Origin of the sequence: Amycolatopsis sp. lyj-109 (genome assembly GCF_046548995.1) — a bacterium.
Taxonomy (GTDB): Bacteria; Actinomycetota; Actinomycetes; order Mycobacteriales; family Pseudonocardiaceae; genus Amycolatopsis.
The window spans coordinates 224,920-243,887 of record NZ_JAJPWR010000014.1 but is presented as its reverse complement, the minus strand read 5'-3'; the positions used below and the strand labels follow the sequence as shown (position 1 = coordinate 243,887).

14 protein-coding genes, 1 tRNA gene and 1 pseudogene are annotated in these 18,968 nt (G+C 73.2%); 4 read left to right on the top strand and 12 right to left on the bottom strand.

The features are described 5' to 3' along the window. Positions 1 to 87: 87 nt before the first annotated feature. From selB to ACLJQF_RS29870, 3 genes are all read right to left on the bottom strand, one after another. Positions 88 to 1,812, bottom strand: coding sequence for a selenocysteine-specific translation elongation factor (selB, locus tag ACLJQF_RS29880; protein ID WP_410613661.1), 1,725 nt, complete (start codon positions 1,810 to 1,812; stop codon positions 88 to 90). Then, on the bottom strand, positions 1,803 to 3,086 hold the full coding sequence (gene selA / locus ACLJQF_RS29875; RefSeq protein ID WP_410613660.1) for an L-seryl-tRNA(Sec) selenium transferase: 1,284 nt from the start codon (positions 3,084 to 3,086) through the stop codon (positions 1,803 to 1,805). Before selA ends, selB begins: the two co-directional genes overlap by 10 nt. Continuing rightward, positions 3,086 to 3,180 (bottom strand) — tRNA-Sec (locus ACLJQF_RS29870). Before ACLJQF_RS29870 ends, selA begins: the two co-directional genes overlap by 1 nt. A 54-nt stretch (positions 3,181 to 3,234) precedes the next feature. Between ACLJQF_RS29870 and selD the strand changes: the two genes are divergently transcribed. Together selD and ACLJQF_RS29860 are read left to right on the top strand one after the other, a co-directional pair. Then, positions 3,235 to 4,227, top strand: a complete 993-nt coding sequence (gene selD, locus ACLJQF_RS29865; RefSeq protein ID WP_410613659.1) for a selenide, water dikinase SelD — start codon at positions 3,235 to 3,237, stop codon at positions 4,225 to 4,227. 57 nt (positions 4,228 to 4,284) lie between these two features. After that, the gene (locus ACLJQF_RS29860) at positions 4,285 to 4,497 is read left to right on the top strand and encodes a DUF2795 domain-containing protein (protein ID WP_410613658.1); all 213 of its coding nucleotides are present in this window, start codon (positions 4,285 to 4,287) and stop codon (positions 4,495 to 4,497) included. Between the two features lie 10 nt (positions 4,498 to 4,507). Here ACLJQF_RS29860 and ACLJQF_RS29855 read toward each other — a convergent pair whose 3' ends face one another. Then, on the bottom strand, positions 4,508 to 4,798 hold the full coding sequence (locus ACLJQF_RS29855; RefSeq protein ID WP_410613657.1) for a hypothetical protein: 291 nt from the start codon (positions 4,796 to 4,798) through the stop codon (positions 4,508 to 4,510). 52 nt (positions 4,799 to 4,850) lie between these two features. Here ACLJQF_RS29855 and ACLJQF_RS29850 point away from each other — a divergent pair, with 52 nt between their 5' ends. After that, positions 4,851 to 5,417: a cysteine hydrolase family protein gene (locus tag ACLJQF_RS29850; RefSeq protein WP_410613656.1), complete on the top strand. Its 567-nt coding sequence runs from the start codon at positions 4,851 to 4,853 to the stop codon at positions 5,415 to 5,417. Between the two features lie 119 nt (positions 5,418 to 5,536). Here the strand turns inward: ACLJQF_RS29850 and ACLJQF_RS29845 are convergent, their stop codons facing one another. Together ACLJQF_RS29845 and ACLJQF_RS29840 are read right to left on the bottom strand one after the other, a co-directional pair. After that, the gene (locus ACLJQF_RS29845) at positions 5,537 to 5,866 is read right to left on the bottom strand and encodes an antibiotic biosynthesis monooxygenase family protein (RefSeq protein WP_410613655.1); all 330 of its coding nucleotides are present in this window, start codon (positions 5,864 to 5,866) and stop codon (positions 5,537 to 5,539) included. A gap of 44 nt (positions 5,867 to 5,910) precedes the next feature. Then, positions 5,911 to 6,102 (bottom strand): annotated as a pseudogene (locus ACLJQF_RS29840) (serine hydrolase); the annotation flags it as partial. 50 nt (positions 6,103 to 6,152) lie between these two features. On the opposite strand from ACLJQF_RS29840, the gene ACLJQF_RS29835 reads away from it, so the two are divergent. Next, positions 6,153 to 6,497, top strand: coding sequence for a serine hydrolase (locus ACLJQF_RS29835; protein ID WP_410613685.1), 345 nt, complete (start codon positions 6,153 to 6,155; stop codon positions 6,495 to 6,497). On the opposite strand, the gene ACLJQF_RS29830 is transcribed toward ACLJQF_RS29835, so the two are convergent. From ACLJQF_RS29830 to ACLJQF_RS29805, 6 genes are read right to left on the bottom strand one after another with little or no spacing between them, the layout of a single operon-like run. Further along, positions 6,451 to 7,113: an NAD(P)H-dependent oxidoreductase gene (locus ACLJQF_RS29830; RefSeq protein ID WP_410613654.1), complete on the bottom strand. Its 663-nt coding sequence runs from the start codon at positions 7,111 to 7,113 to the stop codon at positions 6,451 to 6,453. The two genes, ACLJQF_RS29835 and ACLJQF_RS29830, sit on opposite strands and share 47 nt — an antisense overlap. Then, on the bottom strand, positions 7,110 to 8,051 hold the full coding sequence (locus ACLJQF_RS29825) for a TauD/TfdA family dioxygenase (protein ID WP_410613653.1): 942 nt from the start codon (positions 8,049 to 8,051) through the stop codon (positions 7,110 to 7,112). Before ACLJQF_RS29825 ends, ACLJQF_RS29830 begins: the two co-directional genes overlap by 4 nt. Further along, positions 8,048 to 9,319 carry an ATP-grasp domain-containing protein gene (locus ACLJQF_RS29820; protein WP_410613652.1) on the bottom strand — a complete coding sequence of 424 codons (1,272 nt, stop codon included), beginning with the start codon at positions 9,317 to 9,319 and terminating at the stop codon, positions 8,048 to 8,050. Before ACLJQF_RS29820 ends, ACLJQF_RS29825 begins: the two co-directional genes overlap by 4 nt. Beyond that, a complete protein-coding gene (locus ACLJQF_RS29815) occupies positions 9,316 to 10,578 on the bottom strand; it encodes an ATP-grasp domain-containing protein (protein ID WP_410613651.1) in 1,263 nt (420 codons plus the stop codon). The genes ACLJQF_RS29820 and ACLJQF_RS29815 overlap by 4 nt, the downstream gene beginning before the upstream one ends. Continuing rightward, positions 10,575 to 15,983, bottom strand: coding sequence for an amino acid adenylation domain-containing protein (locus tag ACLJQF_RS29810; protein ID WP_410613650.1), 5,409 nt, complete (start codon positions 15,981 to 15,983; stop codon positions 10,575 to 10,577). Before ACLJQF_RS29810 ends, ACLJQF_RS29815 begins: the two co-directional genes overlap by 4 nt. Continuing rightward, positions 15,980 to 18,967: a non-ribosomal peptide synthetase gene (locus tag ACLJQF_RS29805; protein ID WP_410613649.1), complete on the bottom strand. Its 2,988-nt coding sequence runs from the start codon at positions 18,965 to 18,967 to the stop codon at positions 15,980 to 15,982. Before ACLJQF_RS29805 ends, ACLJQF_RS29810 begins: the two co-directional genes overlap by 4 nt. Position 18,968: the final 1 nt, after the last annotated feature.

Genomic DNA, 18,968 nt, shown 5'->3' with positions numbered 1-18,968 from the left:
GCATGATCGGAAGCCGAATCCTAACCGGAGATCAGGCTGTCGCCCACCGGCCGCGCAATCACCCCGGAGAATTCCGGGCGCGACCCCTCAGTCCCTCGTGCGGCGGGTGCCGTCGCCGAGGGATTCGGTCCGTCCGGCGGCGTCCAGGCGTTCCAGCAGCGGAATCATCACCCGGCGGGTGCTGTCGAGGGCCTTGCGGGCCTCCGAAACCGTGAACGGCTGGGGCAGCCGGCGCAGCTCGGCGGCCGCTCGCTCGGCCACGTCCGGGCCGAGCACCACCCCTTCGGCGACCGCGGTCAGCCGGCCGAGGCGGACGGCGGCCGCCAGTTCGCGCCGGCCGAGGCCCAGTGCTTGCAGCTCGGCCGCCTCCGGCGCGCGGAAGGGATGCTCCGCGAGCCGCTTCGCGACCACCTGCAGGGCCTTCTCGACCGCCGGGGCGAGCCCGGCGCCGGGACGGCGGACCAGGCCGCCCGCCACCTCGAAACCGGTGCCGCGCAGCACCGGGACGACCAGCTCCGGGGCGGGCAGCCCGAGCCGCTGCCGCAACGCCTCCACCGGCACGCCCGCGGCCGTGCTGTCCCACGCGCCCACGATTCCGGCCGCCTGCGCGCGCAACGCCGCGAACCGCTCCTCGTCCGCGCACCACTCGCCCAGGCGCTCCCCCGTCTCCGGCAGGCCCAGCACGGCGAAGTCGCCGACGCGGACGAACCCGGTGCGGCACAGGTAGGTCCGGGCCAGGTCGGGATCGGCCAGCTCACGGCCACGGGCCCGCGCCGCGCCGCGGCGGGACAACGCGGGCGGGTCGACGTCGAGGACGTCGAACCCGGCGGCGATCCGGTGCTCGCCGGGATCGCGCACCAGGCCACGGTCCCCGGTGCGCAACGGCAGCGCGGTGGCCGTGGTGAGCCGCGCGGTGTCCGTCCCGAGTGGACGGACCCGCACCGGCACCGCCGCCGTGCCCAGGTGCAGCACCAGCTCGCGGTGCAGGTCGGCGGCGGCCGCGCCGCGCAGCCGGACGTCGAACTCGGCCGTGGTGCGCCACCGGCCGGGTGTCAGCAGGACGTCGCCGCGGCGGACGTCGCCGCGGGCGGTGCCGCGCAGGTTCACCGCGACCCGGGCCACCGCGCCGACGCGGTCGCGGGGTTCGCCGAGGGCCTGCAGGGCGCGGACCCTGACCCGCGCCGGGCCCAGCAGCAGCTCGTCGCCGGTGGCGAGCGTTCCGGCGGAGAGGGTGCCCGTGACGACCGTCCCGGCCCCGGAAACCGTGAACGCGCGGTCGATCCACAGCCGGACGTCGGCGTCCGCGTCGGGGGGCGGCAGCCCGGAGGTGAGGTCGCCGATCGCCGCACGCAGGTGGTCGAGGCCCGTGCCCGTGACGGCGCTGACCGCGACGCTCGGGACCGCACCCAGCGACGTCTTCGCGATCTCCCGCAGCGCGATGGCCGTCGCGGCGGCCGGGTCGGCGCGGTCGGCCTTGGTGACGACCAGCAGGCCGCGGCGGACGCCGAACGCGGCCAGCGCGGCGAGGTGCTCGGCCGACTGCGGCATCCAGCCCTCGTCCGCGGCGACGACGAACAGCACCGCCGGGGCCGGCCCGGCGCCGGCGAGCATGTTCGGCACGAACCGCTCGTGGCCCGGTACGTCGACGAACGCGACCTCCTCGTCCCCGATCCGGGTCCAGGCGAAGCCGAGGTCGATGGTGAGGCCGCGGCGGCGTTCCTCGGCCCACCGGTCCGGCTCCATCCCGGTCAGCCGCCGCACGAGGGTGGACTTGCCGTGGTCGACGTGCCCGGCGGTGACGATCACCCGCATCGGCGGACGGCTTCCCGCAGCTTCGCGTCTTCTTCCGGGCGCACGGTCCGCAGGTCGAGCAGGCAGCGGTCCTGGACGACCCGGCCGGCCACCGCGGGCTCCCCCGTGCGCAGCGCGGCCGCGTACCGGGCGGGCAGGCTCACCGCGACGCTGGGCAGTTCGACGCCCGGCGCGCCCCCGCCGCCGACGGCCGCCACCGACGGTACGACCTGGGCATCGACGTCCCCGAGGGCGTCGACCAGCGCTTCGGCGCGTTCCCGCAGGCTCGCGACGGAGGCTTCGAGCGCGGCCCGCACCGGGGGCTCCGGCCCGCGCAGCGTCGCTTCGAGGGCCGCCAAGGTGAGCTTGTCGACGCGCAGGGCCCGCGCGGCCGGGTGCCGCCGCAGCCGTTCGATCATCTCCGCGTCGCCGAGGAGCAGGCCGGCCTGCGGGCCGCCGAGCAGCTTGTCCCCGCTGGCGGTGACGATCGTGGCGCCCGCTCGCAGCGCGCTCGCCGCGTCCGGCTCGTCCGGCAGGAGCCGATGCCCGGTGAGCAGGCCGGAGCCGATGTCGGCGACGAGCGGCACGCCGAGGCCGGCCAGCTCGCCGAGCGCCGCTTCCGCGGTGAACCCGGTGACGCGGTAGTTCGACGGGTGGATCTTGAGCACGAACCCGGTGTCGGGGCCGATCGCGGCGGCGTAGTCGCGGGCCGACGTCCGGTTCGTGGTCCCGACCTCGCGCAGTCGCGCCCCGGCCGATTCGAGGAGGTCCGGGATGCGGAAGCCGTCGCCGATCTCGACCAGCTCGCCCCGGCTGACGACGATCTCGCGGCCGGGAGCCAGCGCCAGCGCGCAGAGCAGCAGGGCGGCCGCGTTGTTGTTGACCACGTGCACCGCGCCGGCGTCGGGCACGGCCGCGTGCAGGGCGGAGAGGGCGCCGCGGCCGCGGCGGGCCCGGTCGCCGGTGCTGAGGTCGAATTCGACGTCGGTGGCGCCGCCGGCCGCGACGAGGGCGTCGAGGGCGGCGGCCGAAAGCGGGGCCCGGCCGAGGTTGGTGTGCACGACGACGCCGGTCGCGTTGACCACCGGCCGCAGCGAGGAGGCGCTCGCCGGGAGCCGCGCGAGCACGGCGTCCACGACGGCTTCCGGGGCGATCTCGCCGGCCCGCGCGGCCCGCTGGACCTCGTTGACCAGCGACTTCACCAGGTCCCGCCCGAGCGAACCGGCGGCCTTGGCGATCCGGGGCTCGGCCAGGATCGTGTCGGTCCGCGGGATCGCGCGGCGGGGGTCAGGCATGGCGGAGGCGGACGGGAATCGAACCCGCCAGCGGCAGAACCTGCCGTTCGACGGTTTTGAAGACCGCGCCGGTCACCAGGCCGGATACGCCTCCCTGCACCATGGTGGCCATCCTGCCAAGTTCGCGCCCGGCGGGCACGATGAACCGGTGGCTCACCGACTGACGCAGTACGCACACGGCGGCGGCTGCGCGTGCAAGATCCCGCCCGGCGAACTGGAAGCGGCCGTGCGCGGCCTCACCGGAGCCGCGCCCGTTTCGCCACCGGGCGAGCTGCTCGTCGGCCTCGACACCGGCGACGACGCGGCCGTGGTCCGGATCGCCGGCGGCACCGCGCTGATCGTCACCACGGACTTCTTCACCCCGGTCGTCGACGACGCCTACGACTGGGGCCGGATCGCCGCGGCCAACGCGCTGTCCGACGTCTACGCCATGGGCGGGACGCCGGTGGTGGCGGTCAACCTGCTCGGCTGGCCACGCGAAACGCTGCCGTTCGAGCTGGCCGCCGAGGTCCTGCGCGGTGGCCTCGACGTCTGCGCCGCGGCGGGGTGTCACCTGGCCGGCGGGCACAGCATCGACGACCCGGAGCCGAAGTACGGGCTCGCGGTGACCGGCGTCGCGGATCCGTCGCGGCTGCTGCGCAACGACGCCGGCCGGGCGGGCGTGCCGCTGACCCTGACCAAGCCGCTCGGGATCGGCGTGCTCAACTCGCGGCACAAAGCCACCGGCGAACGGTTCGAGCAGGCGATCGACGCGATGACGACGCTGAACGCGCCGGCGTCGCTGGCCGCGCTGGCCGCCGGGGCCGTGTGCGCCACCGACGTGACCGGGTTCGGCCTGCTGGGGCACCTGCACAAGCTGGCGCGCGCGAGCGGCGTCACGGCCCGGCTGGATCCGGCGGCGGTGCCCTACCTCGACGGCGCGCGGGAGGCGCTGCGCGACGGGTACGTCAGCGGCGGCACGCGGCGGAACCTCGACTGGGTCCGCCCGCACGTCGACCTGTCCCGGATTTCGCCCGACGAGGCGCTGTTGCTGGCGGACGCGCAGACGTCCGGTGGCCTGCTGGTGGCCGGCGAGCTGCCGGGCCATCCGGTGATCGGGTCACTCGAGCCGCGGTCGGAGCACACGATCGTCGTGGGCTGAGTTTCCTGCTCGGCCGCCCCGGGTACGCGGGGGAAGAGAACGATCAGGAGGTGTGCGATGCCCGATTCGGACCGGACCGGCCTGGAACGGCACCTGGCCGAGACCGAGTACCCGTGCGGCCGCGACGAGCTCCTGCGGCGGGCGGCCGCGGCAGGCGGCGGCGACTCGGTGCTGGGCTCGCTCGGCGGGCTGCCGGACAGCGACCGGTACGACAACTTCGACGCGGTGTGGGAAGCGGTGTCCGCCAAGCACATCGGCGGGGCACCTTAGCGATCGCCCGTCAGCCGAGCCGCTCCACGGCGTCGCGGGCTTCCTTGAGGTCGGCGCCGGTGCTCTCGCGGTAGGCCTTGATCGCCTGGATCTTCTTGCCCTGCCGCAGCAGCTCGGTCACCTCGGCGAGCTCCGGTTCCTCGACGGGCACGCCGAGCCGGTCGGCGATCGCGTCGAGCTTCCGTTCCACCCGCGCGAGGCGGCGGTCGACCCGGCCGAGCCTGCGGTCCGTGGCCGAGGATCCCAGTCCGACGACCGTGATCAGTACGACGATGCCGAGCAAGAGCGTCCCGTAGTCCATGCCGGGCATGCTAGCTCCGGAAATTGTCGGTGCCGGTGGTTAAGGTGACGCCATGACCACACTGACCGGCCGCCCGCACACCGCTCTGCTCGTCGTCGACGTGCAGAACGGCGTGATGGAGACGGCCCACGAACGCGAATCCGTCCTGGCCAACCTCGTGACGCTGGTGGAGAAAGCCCGCGCGGCGGGCACCGAGGTGGTGTGGGTGCAGCACACCAGCGGCGAGCTGCCGCGCGGGAGCCAGACCTGGGAGTACGTGCCGGAGCTGGTGCGCCGCGACGGGGAACCGCTGGTGCACAAGGAGTACGGCGACTCGTTCGAGGACACCGATCTGGAGGAGGTGCTGGCGGACCGCGGGATCGGGTCACTCGTGGTGGCCGGCGCGCAGACGGACGCGTGTATCCGCTCGACGCTGCACGGGGCGCTGGCACGGGGTTACGACACGGCGCTGGTGGCCGACGCGCACACGACGGAGGATCTGTCCGCCTACGGTGCGCCCCCGCCCGGGCAGGTCATCGCGCACACGAACCTGTACTGGAAGTACCAGACGGCTCCGGGGCGGACGGCGGGAACGGTGGCGACCGACGAGGTGGAGTTCGGGGTGAAGGCACCGGTGTGAGGGCGGATTTCCCCGGGGGCCGGGCGGTTCCGGAGTGCAGTGAATGACTCATTCACTGCATCGGCGGCAGCTCCCAACGCCGTCGGCCACTCACGAAGGGGCTCATCCGTGGAGTCGCGCTACCCGCGCTCGAAGCCGTACGCGCGCTCCACGCGGGCCACTTCGATGTGGTACCCCGCGTACCACTGCTCCCGGCCCCGGCGCTGGGCTTCCTTGTGCTCCGGGTGTTGCTTCCACGCGGTGATCGACTCGGCGTCCCGGTAGTACAGCACCGTCAGCTCGCGGCCGTCCGGGTCCGTTCTCGACTCGCGGCCGAGGTAGCCCGGCTGTGCCCGGCCCAGCTCGGCCATCCGGGCGTCCATTTCCGCGTAACCGTCGAGGTTGTCCGCGTCCAGCGCGCTCGTGATGATCACCGCGTAGTACGGGGGTTCGGGTCTGGTGAACGACACCACCGGAGCCTAGGTCGCACCGGACCCGGTCTCCAGTGGTTTTCTCATCCCCCGCCGCGCAGCTGATCGCGCAAGGCCCGGGCCACCCGGGCCACCAGCACCTCCGCCTCCGGCTGGAGGACCGCCGGCACCCTCGACTCCGTCAGCGCCACCACCGCGAACACCCCGCCGTCCGCGTGCTCGACCACGCCCATCTCGTGCCGCAGGTTCAGCAGCGTGCCCGTCTTCGAGGACCACCCACGTCGACCGGACCGAACCCGCGCTCAACGACCTCGCTCCGGGCGACATCCGCGACACGAGCACCCCGCGCGCGATGGCCGGCACCCTGCGCACCTTCGCCCTCGGCGACGCGCTGCCGCCGGAGAAGCGGAGCATCTACACGGACATGATGCGGGCCGACAAGACCGGCGCGACCGTGATCCGGGCGGGCACGCCGGCCGGCTGGGCCGTCGCCGACAAGACCGGCACCGGCGAGTACGCCACGCGCAACGACATCGCGGTCGTCTGGCCGCCGGGGCGGGCACCGATCGTCGTCGCGATCATGTCCAGCCGTCCGACCGAGCACGCCGAGCACGATGACCGGCTCATCGCGCAGGCGGCGAAGCTTTCCCTCGACGCCCTCCGAAGCTAACCCCACCGAAGAGCCCGCGCACCTCCGCTTCGACGTCGTCGAGCCACGCCGCCCGCTGGGCCGCGCCGGCGTCGGCCACCACCCGCAGCACCAGCCGGCGCACCTGCGGCTCCCCCAGGTAGGGCGCGAGGCAGCGCCGCCAGATCGCGTCCAGGGGGTCGCCGAACAGCGTCCGCTCACGCTCCTCCGGGGTGTCCGAAGTGTTGACCACCAGCAGCCGCCGCAGGGACAGCAGCGACTCGGGTGCGCCGCCGGCGTCGTCGAGGCGGTAGGCCACGCCGGGGACGAGGATCCGGTCGAGCCAGCCGCCGAGGATCGCCGGCGGCTTACCCCACCAGTTGGGGTGGATCGCGACGAGCCCGCCCGCGGTGCCCAGCTCTGCCCGGTGCTGCCGCACCAGCGGGTCCGGTTCGGCGGCGAGGAACTCCTCCGCCCGGGTCCCGCTGGTGTAGGCCTCTTCCGCGGTCAGGACCGGGTCGAACCCTTCGGCGTACAGGTCGTGGAACCGCACGGGCGTTCCCGCGCGGTCCAGCGCGTCGACCACTCGCGAGGCCAGCGCGTGGTTGAAGCTGCCGGGCCGCGGGTGGGCGAGCAGCACCACCACCGGTGCGGTCATCCCGTCATCGCGACCAGGATGCGCCGCTTGCCGGTGAACGGCTCACGGCCGTGGGCCATCAGCATGTTGTTGATCACCATGATGTCGCCGGCCTGCCATGGGGACGCGTAGCTGACCTCGTCGTAGACCTCGCGGACCTTTTCCAGGTCCGCGACCGGGATCGGGCTGCCGTCGGCGAAGTAGGCGTTGCGCGGCAGGTCCTCCTCCGGGTACAGCTCCAGCAGCGCCTCGCTGACCTCTTCGCCGAGGCTCCGGATGTGGAAGAGGTTGGCCTGGTTGAACCACACGGTGTCCCCGGTGTGCGGCTCCGCCACGAAGGACGGCCGGACGTGCCGGGTGCGCAGCCCCTCGTCGGTCCATTCGAAGGTCTGGCCGTGGCTCGTGCAGTAGTCCTCGACGACCGCGCGGTCGTCGGTCTGGAACGCCTCCTGCCAGGTCAGCCCGAGCCCTTCGCGGAACGCGCGGGTGTAGGTGACGCCGCCCGCGAACCGCTCGCGCAGGTCTTCGGGCAGCAGGCGGTACATCGCCCGGCTGTCCGCGATCGGCGTCGCCCCGCCGGTTTCCGCGGCCGTGTCGCACAGGAAGAACAGGCGCGCCGGCCAGCTCGCCGAGTAGGAGTTTTCGTTGTGCATCGGGATCGACTCGGCGGGCGGGTACTCGGTGGAGGTGTAGATGTTGCCCGCCACCGCCGAGCGCGGTGTCGACCGTTCGGTGTAGGTGAGCAGCGCGCCGCCGATCGTCTCGGTGACGCGGTTGAACAGGTCGAGGTCGGCGGGCAGCCCGCGCAGGAGGATCGCGCCGTGGTCACGCAGCTGCTCCTGCAGCCGCGGCAGGTGCGCCTCCACCGCCGCGAAGTCCGCGGCCGGAAAGACGGCGATCTTCGTGTGCTCGTTGCCCTCCAGCTGCCTCAGCGAAGCTCCGGATGTCACAGCGGTCATGCTTCCTCCAGTTCGAATCGGACGAGTTTGGTGGCCTCGGCGTGCAGCGCGGCCAGGTCGTCGGCGTCGGCGAAGCCGGCGACGAACGCGTTCACGGCGTAGGTTTCGTGATCGTCGCTGAGCAGCTGGCCGGGTGCCACGGTGGTGATCACCGAGAAGACCTCGGGCAGGTCGGCCAGCTCGTCGAGGCCGTGGATGCGGACCAGCCGGCCGTGGCCCGACGCGTAGAGGATCAGTTCCCCGACCGGGACGGGCAGCGCGGTCGGCGCCCGCGGCGGCGGTGGGGTGCCGAGGCCCAGCGCCACCGTCTCGGCGAAGACGTCGACGCCGGTCCGCAGCTTGAGCAGCAGGGCGGTGGCGCCGCCGACCGGACGGCCGGCGTTGATCTCGACGATCGCCGGGCCGAGGACCGCGTCGTCGATCACCTCGACGTGCGCGCTGGCGTTGTCCAGGCCCAGCGCCCGGACGGCGTCGGCCACCGCCTGCGTCACCAGGCCCGCCCGCTCCGGGGTCAGCCCGAACGGCGGGCTGACCATGACGAGCTCGAACTTGCGTTCGTCGACCAGCGGTTTGCCCACGATCTCGACCGGCTCGACGACGCCGTCGCGGACCAGGACGTCCACCGCGTATTCCGGCCCGTCGAGCAGGCCCTCGACGAGGAACACCCGCCGCGGGTCGAGGCCGCCGGGCAGCGGGCGGTGGTAGCGCGCGTCCGGGTTCTCCGGCAGCCGGGTGGCCAGCAGTTCGTAGGCCGCCACCAGTTCGTCCACAGTAGACACTGTGCGGACGAGGGTGCTGGCGGCGCCGTTGACCGGCTTGACGATCGCCGGCAGACCGACCCGCCCGGCGATCTCGGCGGCCTCGGCCGGGTCGGCGAACAACGCGGCGCGCGGTCCGGGCAGGCCCGCCTCAGCCAGCTTCTCCCGGACGGCGAACTTGTTGTGCGCCAGCGTGAACACCGACGCCGGGCAGCGCGCCACCCCGAGCAGCTCGGCGACCAGGGCGGTGCTCGCGATGATGCCTTCGGCGGCGGTGAGCACGCCGGCCGGCTCGGGATCGCGGGCCCGGATCGCCGCGGCGACCGCGGCCACGTCCCGGACGTCGCCGACGACGACGAACCCGTCGACCAGGGACTCCAGCTCGGCCCGTTCGGCGTCGTCGAGGGGTTCGGTGACCAGTTCGGTCCGCAGCCCGGCCGCCCGGACCGCGGCGGCGAAGTCGCGGATCCAGTAGCCGCGCGTCTCCCGCACGATGAACGCGGTCTTCACGCGACCTCCAGGCGGATCAGCTTGCTCGCTTCGGCGTGCAGGGCGGCGAGGTCGTCGTGGTCGGCGAACCCGGCGACGACGAGGTTGACCGCGTACGTCTCCTGTTCGTCGGTGAGCAGCTGGCCGGGCGAGACGGTCGTGACGACGTCGACGACCTCCGGCAGCGCGGCGACCTCGTCGAGACCGCCGACGCTGCGCAGCGTGCCGGACCCGGACGCGTAGAGGATCAGCATCGCCAGGGGAATCGGCAGCTTGGCCGGTTCCCGCACGGGCGGTGGCGCGCCCAGGGCGAGGGCGGTCAGCTCGGCGAAGACGTCGACGCCGGTGCGCAGCTTGCCCAGCAGCGGCATGATCGAGCCCGCCGGGCGGCCCGCGTTGACCTCGACGATCGTCGGGCCACGCCGCTCGTCGTCGATCACCTCGACGTGCGCGACCGTGTTGTCCAGTCCGAGCGCGAGCACCGCCGAGGTCGCCGCCGACGTGACGAGTGCCGCCCGCTCCGCCGAGAGGCCCGCCGGCGGGCACGACAGGACCAGCTCGAACTTGCGCTCGTCGATCAGCGGCTTGTCGAGGATCTCGATCGGCTCGGCGACGCCGTCGCGGATCAGCACGTCCACCGCGTACTCCGGGCCGTTCAGGAAGCTTTCGACCAGGAAGGTCGCCGCCGGGTCCACCGTTCCCAGCGGCCGGTGGTAGCGCGGGTCCGCCGACTCGGGCAGGCGCGCCGCCAACAACTCGTACGCGGCCACCAGTTCCTCCACAGTGGACACGGTGCGCACGAGGTTGCTGCCGGCGCCGTTGACCGGCTTGACGATTGCCGGGAGCCCGACGCGGTCGGCCACCGAAGCCGCTTCGGAGGCCGAGGAGATGAGCGCGAACGCCGGGCCCGGCAGCCCGGCCGCCGCCAGGGTTTCCCGGACGGCGGACTTGTCCGCGCACAACCGGAACGCCGACGCCGGGCACCGCGCGACGCCGAGCAGCTCGGCGACCCGGGCGGTGCTCGCGATGGCTCCGTCCGACCCGGTCAGCACGGCGGCGGGCGCCCCGAACCGGGACCGGATGGTCTCGGCGACGGCTTCGGCGTCGTAGACGTCGCCGACCGCGACCACCTCGTCCACCAGCGCGGCCAGCGACGCGCGCTCGGCCTCGTCGACCGGGGGCGCGAGGAGCACCGCGCGGTGCCCGGCCGCGTGCACCGCGGCGGCGACCTCGCCGACCCAGTGCCCGCGGGCTTCCCTGATCAGCACCACAGTGTTCACGTGGCCTCCTTCCCGGCGAGCTTGCGCTCCCGTTCCTGCGCGCCGACGAGGTCGTCCGGCAGCGAATCGGGGACTTCGGTGTCGAACCGGCGCAGCAGCCGCACGCTGAACCCACCGGCGTTGATCAGCAGCAGGATCAGCGCGTAGACGACGTAGGCGAGCCCGACGCCACGGCCTTCGCCGGTGCCGAGCACCGTGCCGACCGACCCGGACAGGGGCCCGCCGGGGGCGAGCAGCGGCGAGAACCAGCCGACGGCCAGCGGGGCCAGCACCGCGAACCCGATCGGCAGCGTGGACCAGGTGATCGTCTGGTTGATCGCGAACACCCGGCCGTGATACCGCTGCGGCACCTTGACCTGCACCAGCGTCGCGTAGATGCCCTGCGACACGGCCATCGCGGCGGCCAGCAGGAACACACCGGCCGCGACGACGACCAGCGACGGCCGCAGGCCCATCACCAGGCTGCCGAGCGCGATGCCGACGTTGCCGAACAGGACGCCGACCATCCGCCGCTTGCGCGGGCCGCCCCACAGCGCCATGCCGATACCGCCGGCGACCGCGCCGATCGCTTCGGCCAGCGCGACCTGGGCGACGTCGGTGACCGAGCCGAAGGACAGCACCAGCGGGGAGACGAGCACCAGTGCGGGCGCCAGGAAGACGTTGGCCAGCGCGAAGTACAGCAGCATGGTGCGGAAGCCGCGGTGGTTCCACGAGTACTTCAGGCCGCCCGCGATCGCCGTCAGCAGCGGCTCGCGCGGGCGCCAGCCCAGCAGGTCGGGGAACCGGACGAACAGCAGGCTGACGACGGCGAAGACGTAGCTCACCATGTCGAGGACCAGGATCCCGGACAGCTCGATCGCCGCGAGCAGCCCGGCCGCGATCACCGGCATCAGCAGCTGCGCGAAGCCGTTGGACAGCTGCGCGAGGCCCATCGCGTGACCGAGGTACTGCTTCGGCACCAGCTGCGCCACCGACGACTGGTAGGCGATCCGCTGGATCGACCCCGCGACCGACCCGAGCGGGATCAGCACGTAGAGGAACCACAGCTGGAGGTTCCCCGCCGTCAGCAGCAGCGCCAGCACGAGCTGGATGGCCCCGGCGATCACGCTGGCCGCGATCATGATCCGCCGCCGGTCGCCGCGGTCGACGAGCGCGCCCGCCACCGGCAGGACCAGCACCCCGCACAGCAGCGCGAGGGCCCAGAGCAGGCCGAGGTCGGTGACCGAACCGGTCTTCGTGTAGAGCCAGATCGGCACCGCGAACGACGTCAGCGCCGAGCCGGTCGAGGAGACCAACTGGCCGACGGTGACCGTGACGAACCGGGCCATGCTCGGCTTCACCGCGGGCTTGTCGTCCACTTCCGCCCGGTGGGTGTCGTGCACCGCCCAGCCCGCATCCTCGCCCCGGGCCGAGACGTGCAGGTCACCCGGCTCGTCGAGCGCCGGGTGGACGCGGGTGATGATCTCCGCGAGTTCCTCCGCGCGGTAGCGCAGGAAGAAGTGCCCCGCCTGGTCCAGGACGACCAGGGCGGTGCGGTCGGTGAGGAACTCCCATTCGCGGTAGCGCTCGGCGTAGTAGTCGGTGACCGGGTCCTCCGAGCCGACGACCGAGATGATCGGCGCGCGCAGCTTGGCGACGCGGGCGTCGAGCAGGCCGCTGAAGTACTCCTCGGCGGCACGGCTGTCGGCCCGCATGTTGCTGATGATCCGGTCGGCCTGGGCCGGGTCGAGGTCGTCGGTGTCGACGCCCATGCCCTTGAGCCAGTTCGCGTAGTACCGGTTGCTGCGCAGCTTTTCCAGCCGCGTGCGCAGCGTGCCGACCGCGCCCTTGATCCGCGCGAACGGGAAGATCGCGCCGATGTGGACGACCTCCAGCTCACGGCCGCGCTCCTCCAGGCGCCGGGCGACACCGACCGCGAGGGCGTTGCCGACGCCGCAGTGGCCGTAGATGGCCAGCGGGCCGTCGATGCGCTCGAGGACCTCCTCCGCCAGCCGCTCGACGAGTTCGTCGAACGGCACGGCTTCCTCGGAGAGCCCGACGTCGTGGCCCGGGATGGCGACCGAGAACAGCGAGTACCCGCTGGGCAGCGCGTCCGCGAGGGGCTGGTAGACGATCGCGCTGCCGCCGCCGTACGGGAAGCAGACGTAGGTGAGCGTCGGCTTCGCGACCGGCTTGGTCAGCTCGTACAGCAGGTGCCCCGAGTCGTCCCGGTCGCCGTCGAGGAACACCGCCAGTTCGCGGATCGTGCGGTGCTGGAACAGGTCCATCACGCCCGCCTGGTGCCCGGCCTTCGCGATCCGCGCGACGACCTGGGTGGCGAGCATCGAGTGCCCGCCGAGGTCGAAGAAGTCGTCGCCGACGCCGAGTTCTTCGACCTTGAGCACGTCCCGCCAGATGTCGGCGAGCAGCACTTCCAACGGTGTCGACGGTTCGACCAGGGCCGTGGTCGCGTCACGGGCGGCGACCGGGGCGGGCAGGGCGTTGCGGTCGAGCTTGCCGTTCGGCGTCAGCGGCAGGGCGTCGAGGGTGACGAACGACGGCGGGACCATGTAGTCCGGCAGGGTCTCCTTCAACGCGGTCCGGAGCGTGCCGGGGTCGGCGTCGCCGACGACGTACCCGACCAGCCGCTTATCCCCCGGTGTGTCCTCGCGGACGAGCACGACCGCGTCGGCCACCCCGGGCTGTTCCCGCAGGCGGGCCTCGATCTCGCCGAGCTCGATGCGCAGGCCGCGCAGCTTGACCTGGTGGTCGAGCCGGCCGAGGAACGCGACCGTGCCGTCGGTTCGCCAGTGTGCGAGGTCGCCCGTGCGATACATCCGGCCGCCGGCAGACGCGCTGAACGGGTCCGTGACGAACCGCTCGGCCGTGAGTTCCGGCCGGTTGTGGTAGCCGAGCGCCAGCCCGGCACCGGCGATGTGCAGCTCGCCCGGCACGCCGACCGGACACGGGTTGCCCCGCCGGTCGAGGATGTAGATCCGGAGGTTGCGGATCGGCGCCCCGATCGGCACGGACGCGACTTCGGCGAGGGCCTCGGGCGTGCAGTGCCAGGCGGTGACGTCGATCGCGGCTTCGGTCGGGCCGTAGAGGTTGTGCAGTTCGCAGTGCGGCAGCCGCCGGACGAACTCGCGCGCGGTGTCCAGCGGCAGTTCCTCGCCGCTGCAGACCACCCGCCGCAGCGCCGTCACCGGCTCGATGCCCGGCTCCGCCAAGAACAACGTCAGCATCGAGGGCACGAAATGCGCGGTCGTGATCTCTTCGGTATCGAGGAGTTCCCGCAGGTACGCGGCGTCCTTGTGGCCGCCGGGTTCGGCCAGCACGAGCCGCGCACCGGTCATCAGCGGCCAGAAGAACTCCCACACGGAGACGTCGAAGCTCGCCGGAGTCTTCTGCAGGACCGCGTCCGAGCCGTCGAGCCCGTACGCGCGCTGCATCCAGTCGAGCCGGTTGACGATCCCGCGGTGGCCGTTCGGGACGCCCTTCGGCCGCCCGGTCGAGCCCGAGGTGTAGATGACGTACGCGGGATCGTCCGCGCTCGCCAGGGATTCCACGGGTGTCGCCGGTCCGGTCAGGTCGTCGAGGACGACCACGGTGGCGTCGCCCGGCGGGAGGGTCTCGCGCAGGGCGGCCTGGGTCAGCACGACCGGCGCGGCCGCGTCTTCCAGCATGAACGCGAGCCGGTCGGCCGGGTACTCCGGGTCGAGCGGCACGTACGCGCCACCGGCCTTGAGCACCCCGAGCAGCGCGACGACCAGCTCGAAGGAGCGGTTCGCGAAGACGCCGACGAGGCTCCCCGGTCCGACACCGAGCTCGCGCAGGTGGTGCGCCAGCCCGTTGGCGCGCTCGTCCAGCTCGCGGTAGGACAGCGAAGAACCGCGGAAGGTCAACGCAGGCGCGTCCGGCGTGCGGGCGACCTGGGCCTCGACGAGCGAGTGCAGCGTGCCCGGCGGGATCTCGCCCGCGGTGTCGTTCCACCGGTCGAGGACCAGGTCGCGCTGGTCACCCAGGATGTCCAGTGCGGACAGCGGCCGGGTGGGGTCGGCGACGATCGAGCGCAGCAGCGTGACCAGGCGCTCGGCCATGCCCGCGACGCTCTCGGTGCCGAACAGCGCGGTGTTGTGCACGAACTTGCCGATCAGCCCGGAGGAGATCTCGATCGCGTGGAACTCGAAGTCGAACCGGGTGGCGGGCAGGTCCATCGGCAGCCAGCGGAAGTCCACTGCGGACTCCCCCGCCGTGCCCATCCGGCCCATCTCGTAGTTCTGCAGCACGAACATCGCCTGGAACACCGGCGAGCGGCTGACGTCCCGCGGCACACCGAGGGCGTTGACCAGGCGTTCGAACGGGACGTCGGCGTGCTCGAACGCGTCGAGCACGTGCCGGCGGGTCCGGGCCAGGAGTTCGGTGAAGCTCGGGTCGCCGTCGAGCTGGGCGCGCAGCGGCAGCATGTTGATGAACATGCCGACGACGCCTTCGAGCTCGGGGAGCCCGCGCCCGGCCGAGGAGGACCCGACGGCGAAGTCGTCCTGCCCGGAGTACCGGGAGAGGAGGACCTGGTAGGCGGCCAGCAGCGTCATGAACAGCGTGACGCCGTGCTCGCGGCTCAGTGCGCCGAGGGCGCGGGCGAGGTCCTTCTCGACGAAGAACTCGTGGATCGCGCCGTCGAACGTCTGGGTCGCCGGCCGCGGGCGATCCGTCGGCAGCTCCAGGGGTTCGACGCCGTCGAGTGCGGCCCGCCAGTGGTCGAGCTGCCGGTCCAGTTCGGCGCCGGTCAGCGTCCGGCGCTGCCAGTGCGCGAAGTCGCCGTAGCCGACCGGCAGCGCGGGCAGGGTGGCTGCCGTGCCGTGGTAGTGCGCCGCGAGGTCGCGCAGGAGCAGGTCGACCGACCAGCCGTCGCCGACGATGTGGTGCGTGCACACGGCCAGGAGGTGCTCGTCGTCGGAGACGCGGGCCAGGGTGGCGCGCAGCAGCGGCCCGGTGGCCAGGTCGAACGGCTCGGCCGCGGCGGCGTCGACCGCCGCCCGGGCCGCGTCCTCACTGCCCGCGTCCACAATGGACAAGGGCACGGTGACGACCGGTTCGACGTGGACGGACGGCTGCCCGTCGTCCCCGGCCGGGAACCGCATCCGCAGCGCCTCGTGCCGGGCCGGGAGGGCGTCGAGCGCCGCCTGCAGGACGCCGATGTCGAGCCGGCCGGTGAGCCGGATCGGCACCGGGATGTGATACGACGTCGTGCCCGGAGCGAACTGCTCCATGAACCAGACGCGTTCCTGCTGGTAGGACAGCGGGACGGGGTCGCCGTCCGGCCGCCGGGTGATGGTCGCGGCCGGCTCCGCACGCCGTCGGAGCCGCTGCTCCAGCAGTGCGCGGCGCGCGGCCGCCCTGCTGGTTTCGTCGATCGTCGTCACGCGGGCCCGCCTTCGGCCAGCTGGGCCCGGACCTCTTCGTCGCTGAGCTGGTCGAGGTCCGCTTCCAGGCGGCGCTCGACCTCGGCGGCGAGCTCGGCCACCGTGGTGAACGAGAACAGCCCGCGGACCGGCAAATCGATGCCGACCTGCTTGCGGATCCGGACCATTGCGCGGATCGCCAGCAGCGAGTTGCCGCCGTGGGCGAAGAAGTCGTCGTGCACGCCGAGCTTCTCCACGCCGAGCAGCTCGCCGAGGACCTCGGCGACCAGTTCCTCCGCCGCGGTGCCCGGGGCCACGTACTCCGCGGCGCCGCCGAGTTGCGGATCCGGCAGGGCGGCCCGGTCGAGCTTGCCACTCGCCGCGACCGGCAGGGCGTCCAGCGTGACGAACACCGTCGGCACCAGGTACTCCGGCAGCGTGGTCCGCAGGACGTCGGCCGCGCCGTCCGCGCTGCCCACGACGTACCCGACGAGGGTCCCTTCGCGGACCGCCACCGCCGCGTCCCGGATCTCCGGCAGCTCCCGCAAGGCGGCCTCCACCTCCCCCGGCTCGATCCGGAATCCGCGCAGCTTGACCTGGTCGTCGGTCCGGCCGAGGTAGTCGAGGGTGCCGTCACGGCGCCAGCGCGCGAGGTCGCCGGTGGCGTACATCCGCCCGAAGGGGCCGTCGGGGAACCGCTCGGCGGTCAGCTCGGGCAGCCCGAGGTAGCCGTGGGCGAGCTGCGCGCCGGCGAGGAACAGCTGCCCGGCGACCCCGGGCGGCACCGGCCGCAGCCGGTCGTCGAGGACGTAGGCGCGGGTGCCGGGGATCGGGCGGCCGATCGGCACCGGCCCGGTGACCGGCCCGTCGAGCCGGTGGGCGACGCAGCCGACCGTCGCCTCGGTCGGCCCGTACTCGTTGGTGACCGCGATCCCGGAGAACGGCCGCACAGCCTCGCCGATGAGCGCTTCGCCACCGACGACCAGGTCACCGGCCGGGTAGGACTCCTCCGGCAGCACGGCGAGGTGGGTCGGCGTCGCCTTCACGAAGTCGGGCCGACCGGAGTCCACAATGGATCCACCGGCGGTGAGCGGGCCGAGCAGGGTCGTGACGGTGAGGTCGAACGACGCCGACGTGTGCAGCAGCGCGCGGCCCGCCAGGCTCGGGTACGCCTCGCGCGCCCAGCCGAGGTAGGTGGCCAGCGCCCGGTGGCCGACCTGGACGCCCTTCGGCCGCCCGGTCGAGCCGGACGTGTAGATGACGTACGCGATGTCGTCCGGGCCCGGCTGCGCGGGGTTCTTGTCGGACGAGCCCACCCAGACGGCCGGGTCGTCGAGTGCGAGGGTGTCTCCGTCGAGGGCCGCCTCCCCGGCGGTGAGCACCACGCGCGCCCCGGCGTCGGCGAGGATCAGGGCCTGGCGCCGAGCCGGGTTCGCCGGGTCCAGGGGGACGTAGGCCGCGCCGCTCTTGAGCGCACCCAGGATGCCCACGATCAGCTCCGCCGAGTTCGGCGCGCAGACTCCGACCACGCCACCCCCGCCCAGGCGGTGCGCGACGCGGTTGGCCCGCGCGTTCAGCTCGGCGTAGGTCAGCCGGACCCCGCCGAGGTCGACGGCGACGGCGTCCGGCGTCGCCCGCACCCGGTCTTCGAACCGCGGGACGACGAGCGGGGCGTCCTCAGTGGACGAACCACTCCACTCTTCCAGGACCTGGCCGCGCTCGGCGTCCGACAGCAGCGGCAGGTCCGCCACGGCGAGGGCCGGGTCCGCGACCGCGGCCGTCAGCACCCGCAGGTACCGCTCGACCATGGACTCCGCGGTGGCGCGGTCGAACAGGTCGGTGCGGTAGAGCAGCCGGCCGCCGGTCGCGGTCAGGTCGATCGCGACGTCGTCCTTGGCGGTGGCGTAGCGGACCGGCTCGATGCCCGAGTCGGGGATGAAGTTGAAGCCGAGCTGGTAGAGGGCCTGCACCGCCGGGTCGCGCTCGGGGCGGACCTCGTCGGCGACCAGCTGGAACGGCACCCGGCCGTGCTCGATGGCGTCCAGCACGGCGGTCCGGACCCGGCCGACCAGGCCGGCGAACGGCAGGTCGCCGTCGCAGCCGACGCGGACGGCGAGCTGGTTGACGAACATCCCGATCAGCGGCGCCAGCTCCGGCAGGTCCCGGCCGGCGACCGGCACGCCCACCACGATGTCGGCCGAACCGGACAGCCGGGACAGCAGCGCGGTGTAGGCGGCCAGCAGCACCATGAACGGCGACGCCGACAGCTCGCGGCCCACCTCGCCGACGCGGCCGAGGAGGCCGTCGGGCAGGGCGAAGTCGACCTGGTCGCCGCCGAACCCGAACTCCGCGGGCCGCGGCCGGTCGGTGGGCAGGCTGTGCACCGGCGGCAGGCCGGCGAGCCGCTCGCGCCAGTAGTCCAGCTGAGCGCGGACGGCCGGGAGCTGACCGCGCTGCCAGGCCGAGTAGTCGGCGTACTGGATGGCGAGCTCGGGCAGCTTCGGCAGCCGGCCCTCGGCGGCCGCGTTGCACGCTTCGTCGAGCTCCGCGGCCAGGACGACCGCCGATCCGGCGTCGAACACCGTGTGGTGGACGACGAAGGTCAGCAGCCAGTCCGCGTCGGCGAGCCGGCACAGCTGTGCCCGCCACGGCGGGGCGGTGTCGAGCGGGATGGGGCGGCGCGCGATCGCTTCCGAAAGCTCGATCGCGCGGGCTTCGGAGTCCGGGTGGTCACGCAGGTCGTGCACCTCGAACTCGATCGGGACGTCCTTGTGCACCACCTGGACGAGGTCGGCGCCGTCCATCCGGAACGCCGTCCGCAGGGCTTCGTGCCGCCCGACGACCACGCCGAGCGCGGCCCGCCACTGGCCTTCCGTGAGGGGGAGGTCCTGCCGCACCTGGCAGGGGAGGTTGTACACCGGGGACGCCGGGTCGAGCTGGTTGGACAGCCAGATCCGCTCCTGCCCGAACGAGGCCGGGAACGTCCATTCCTTCGTGTCGGTCATG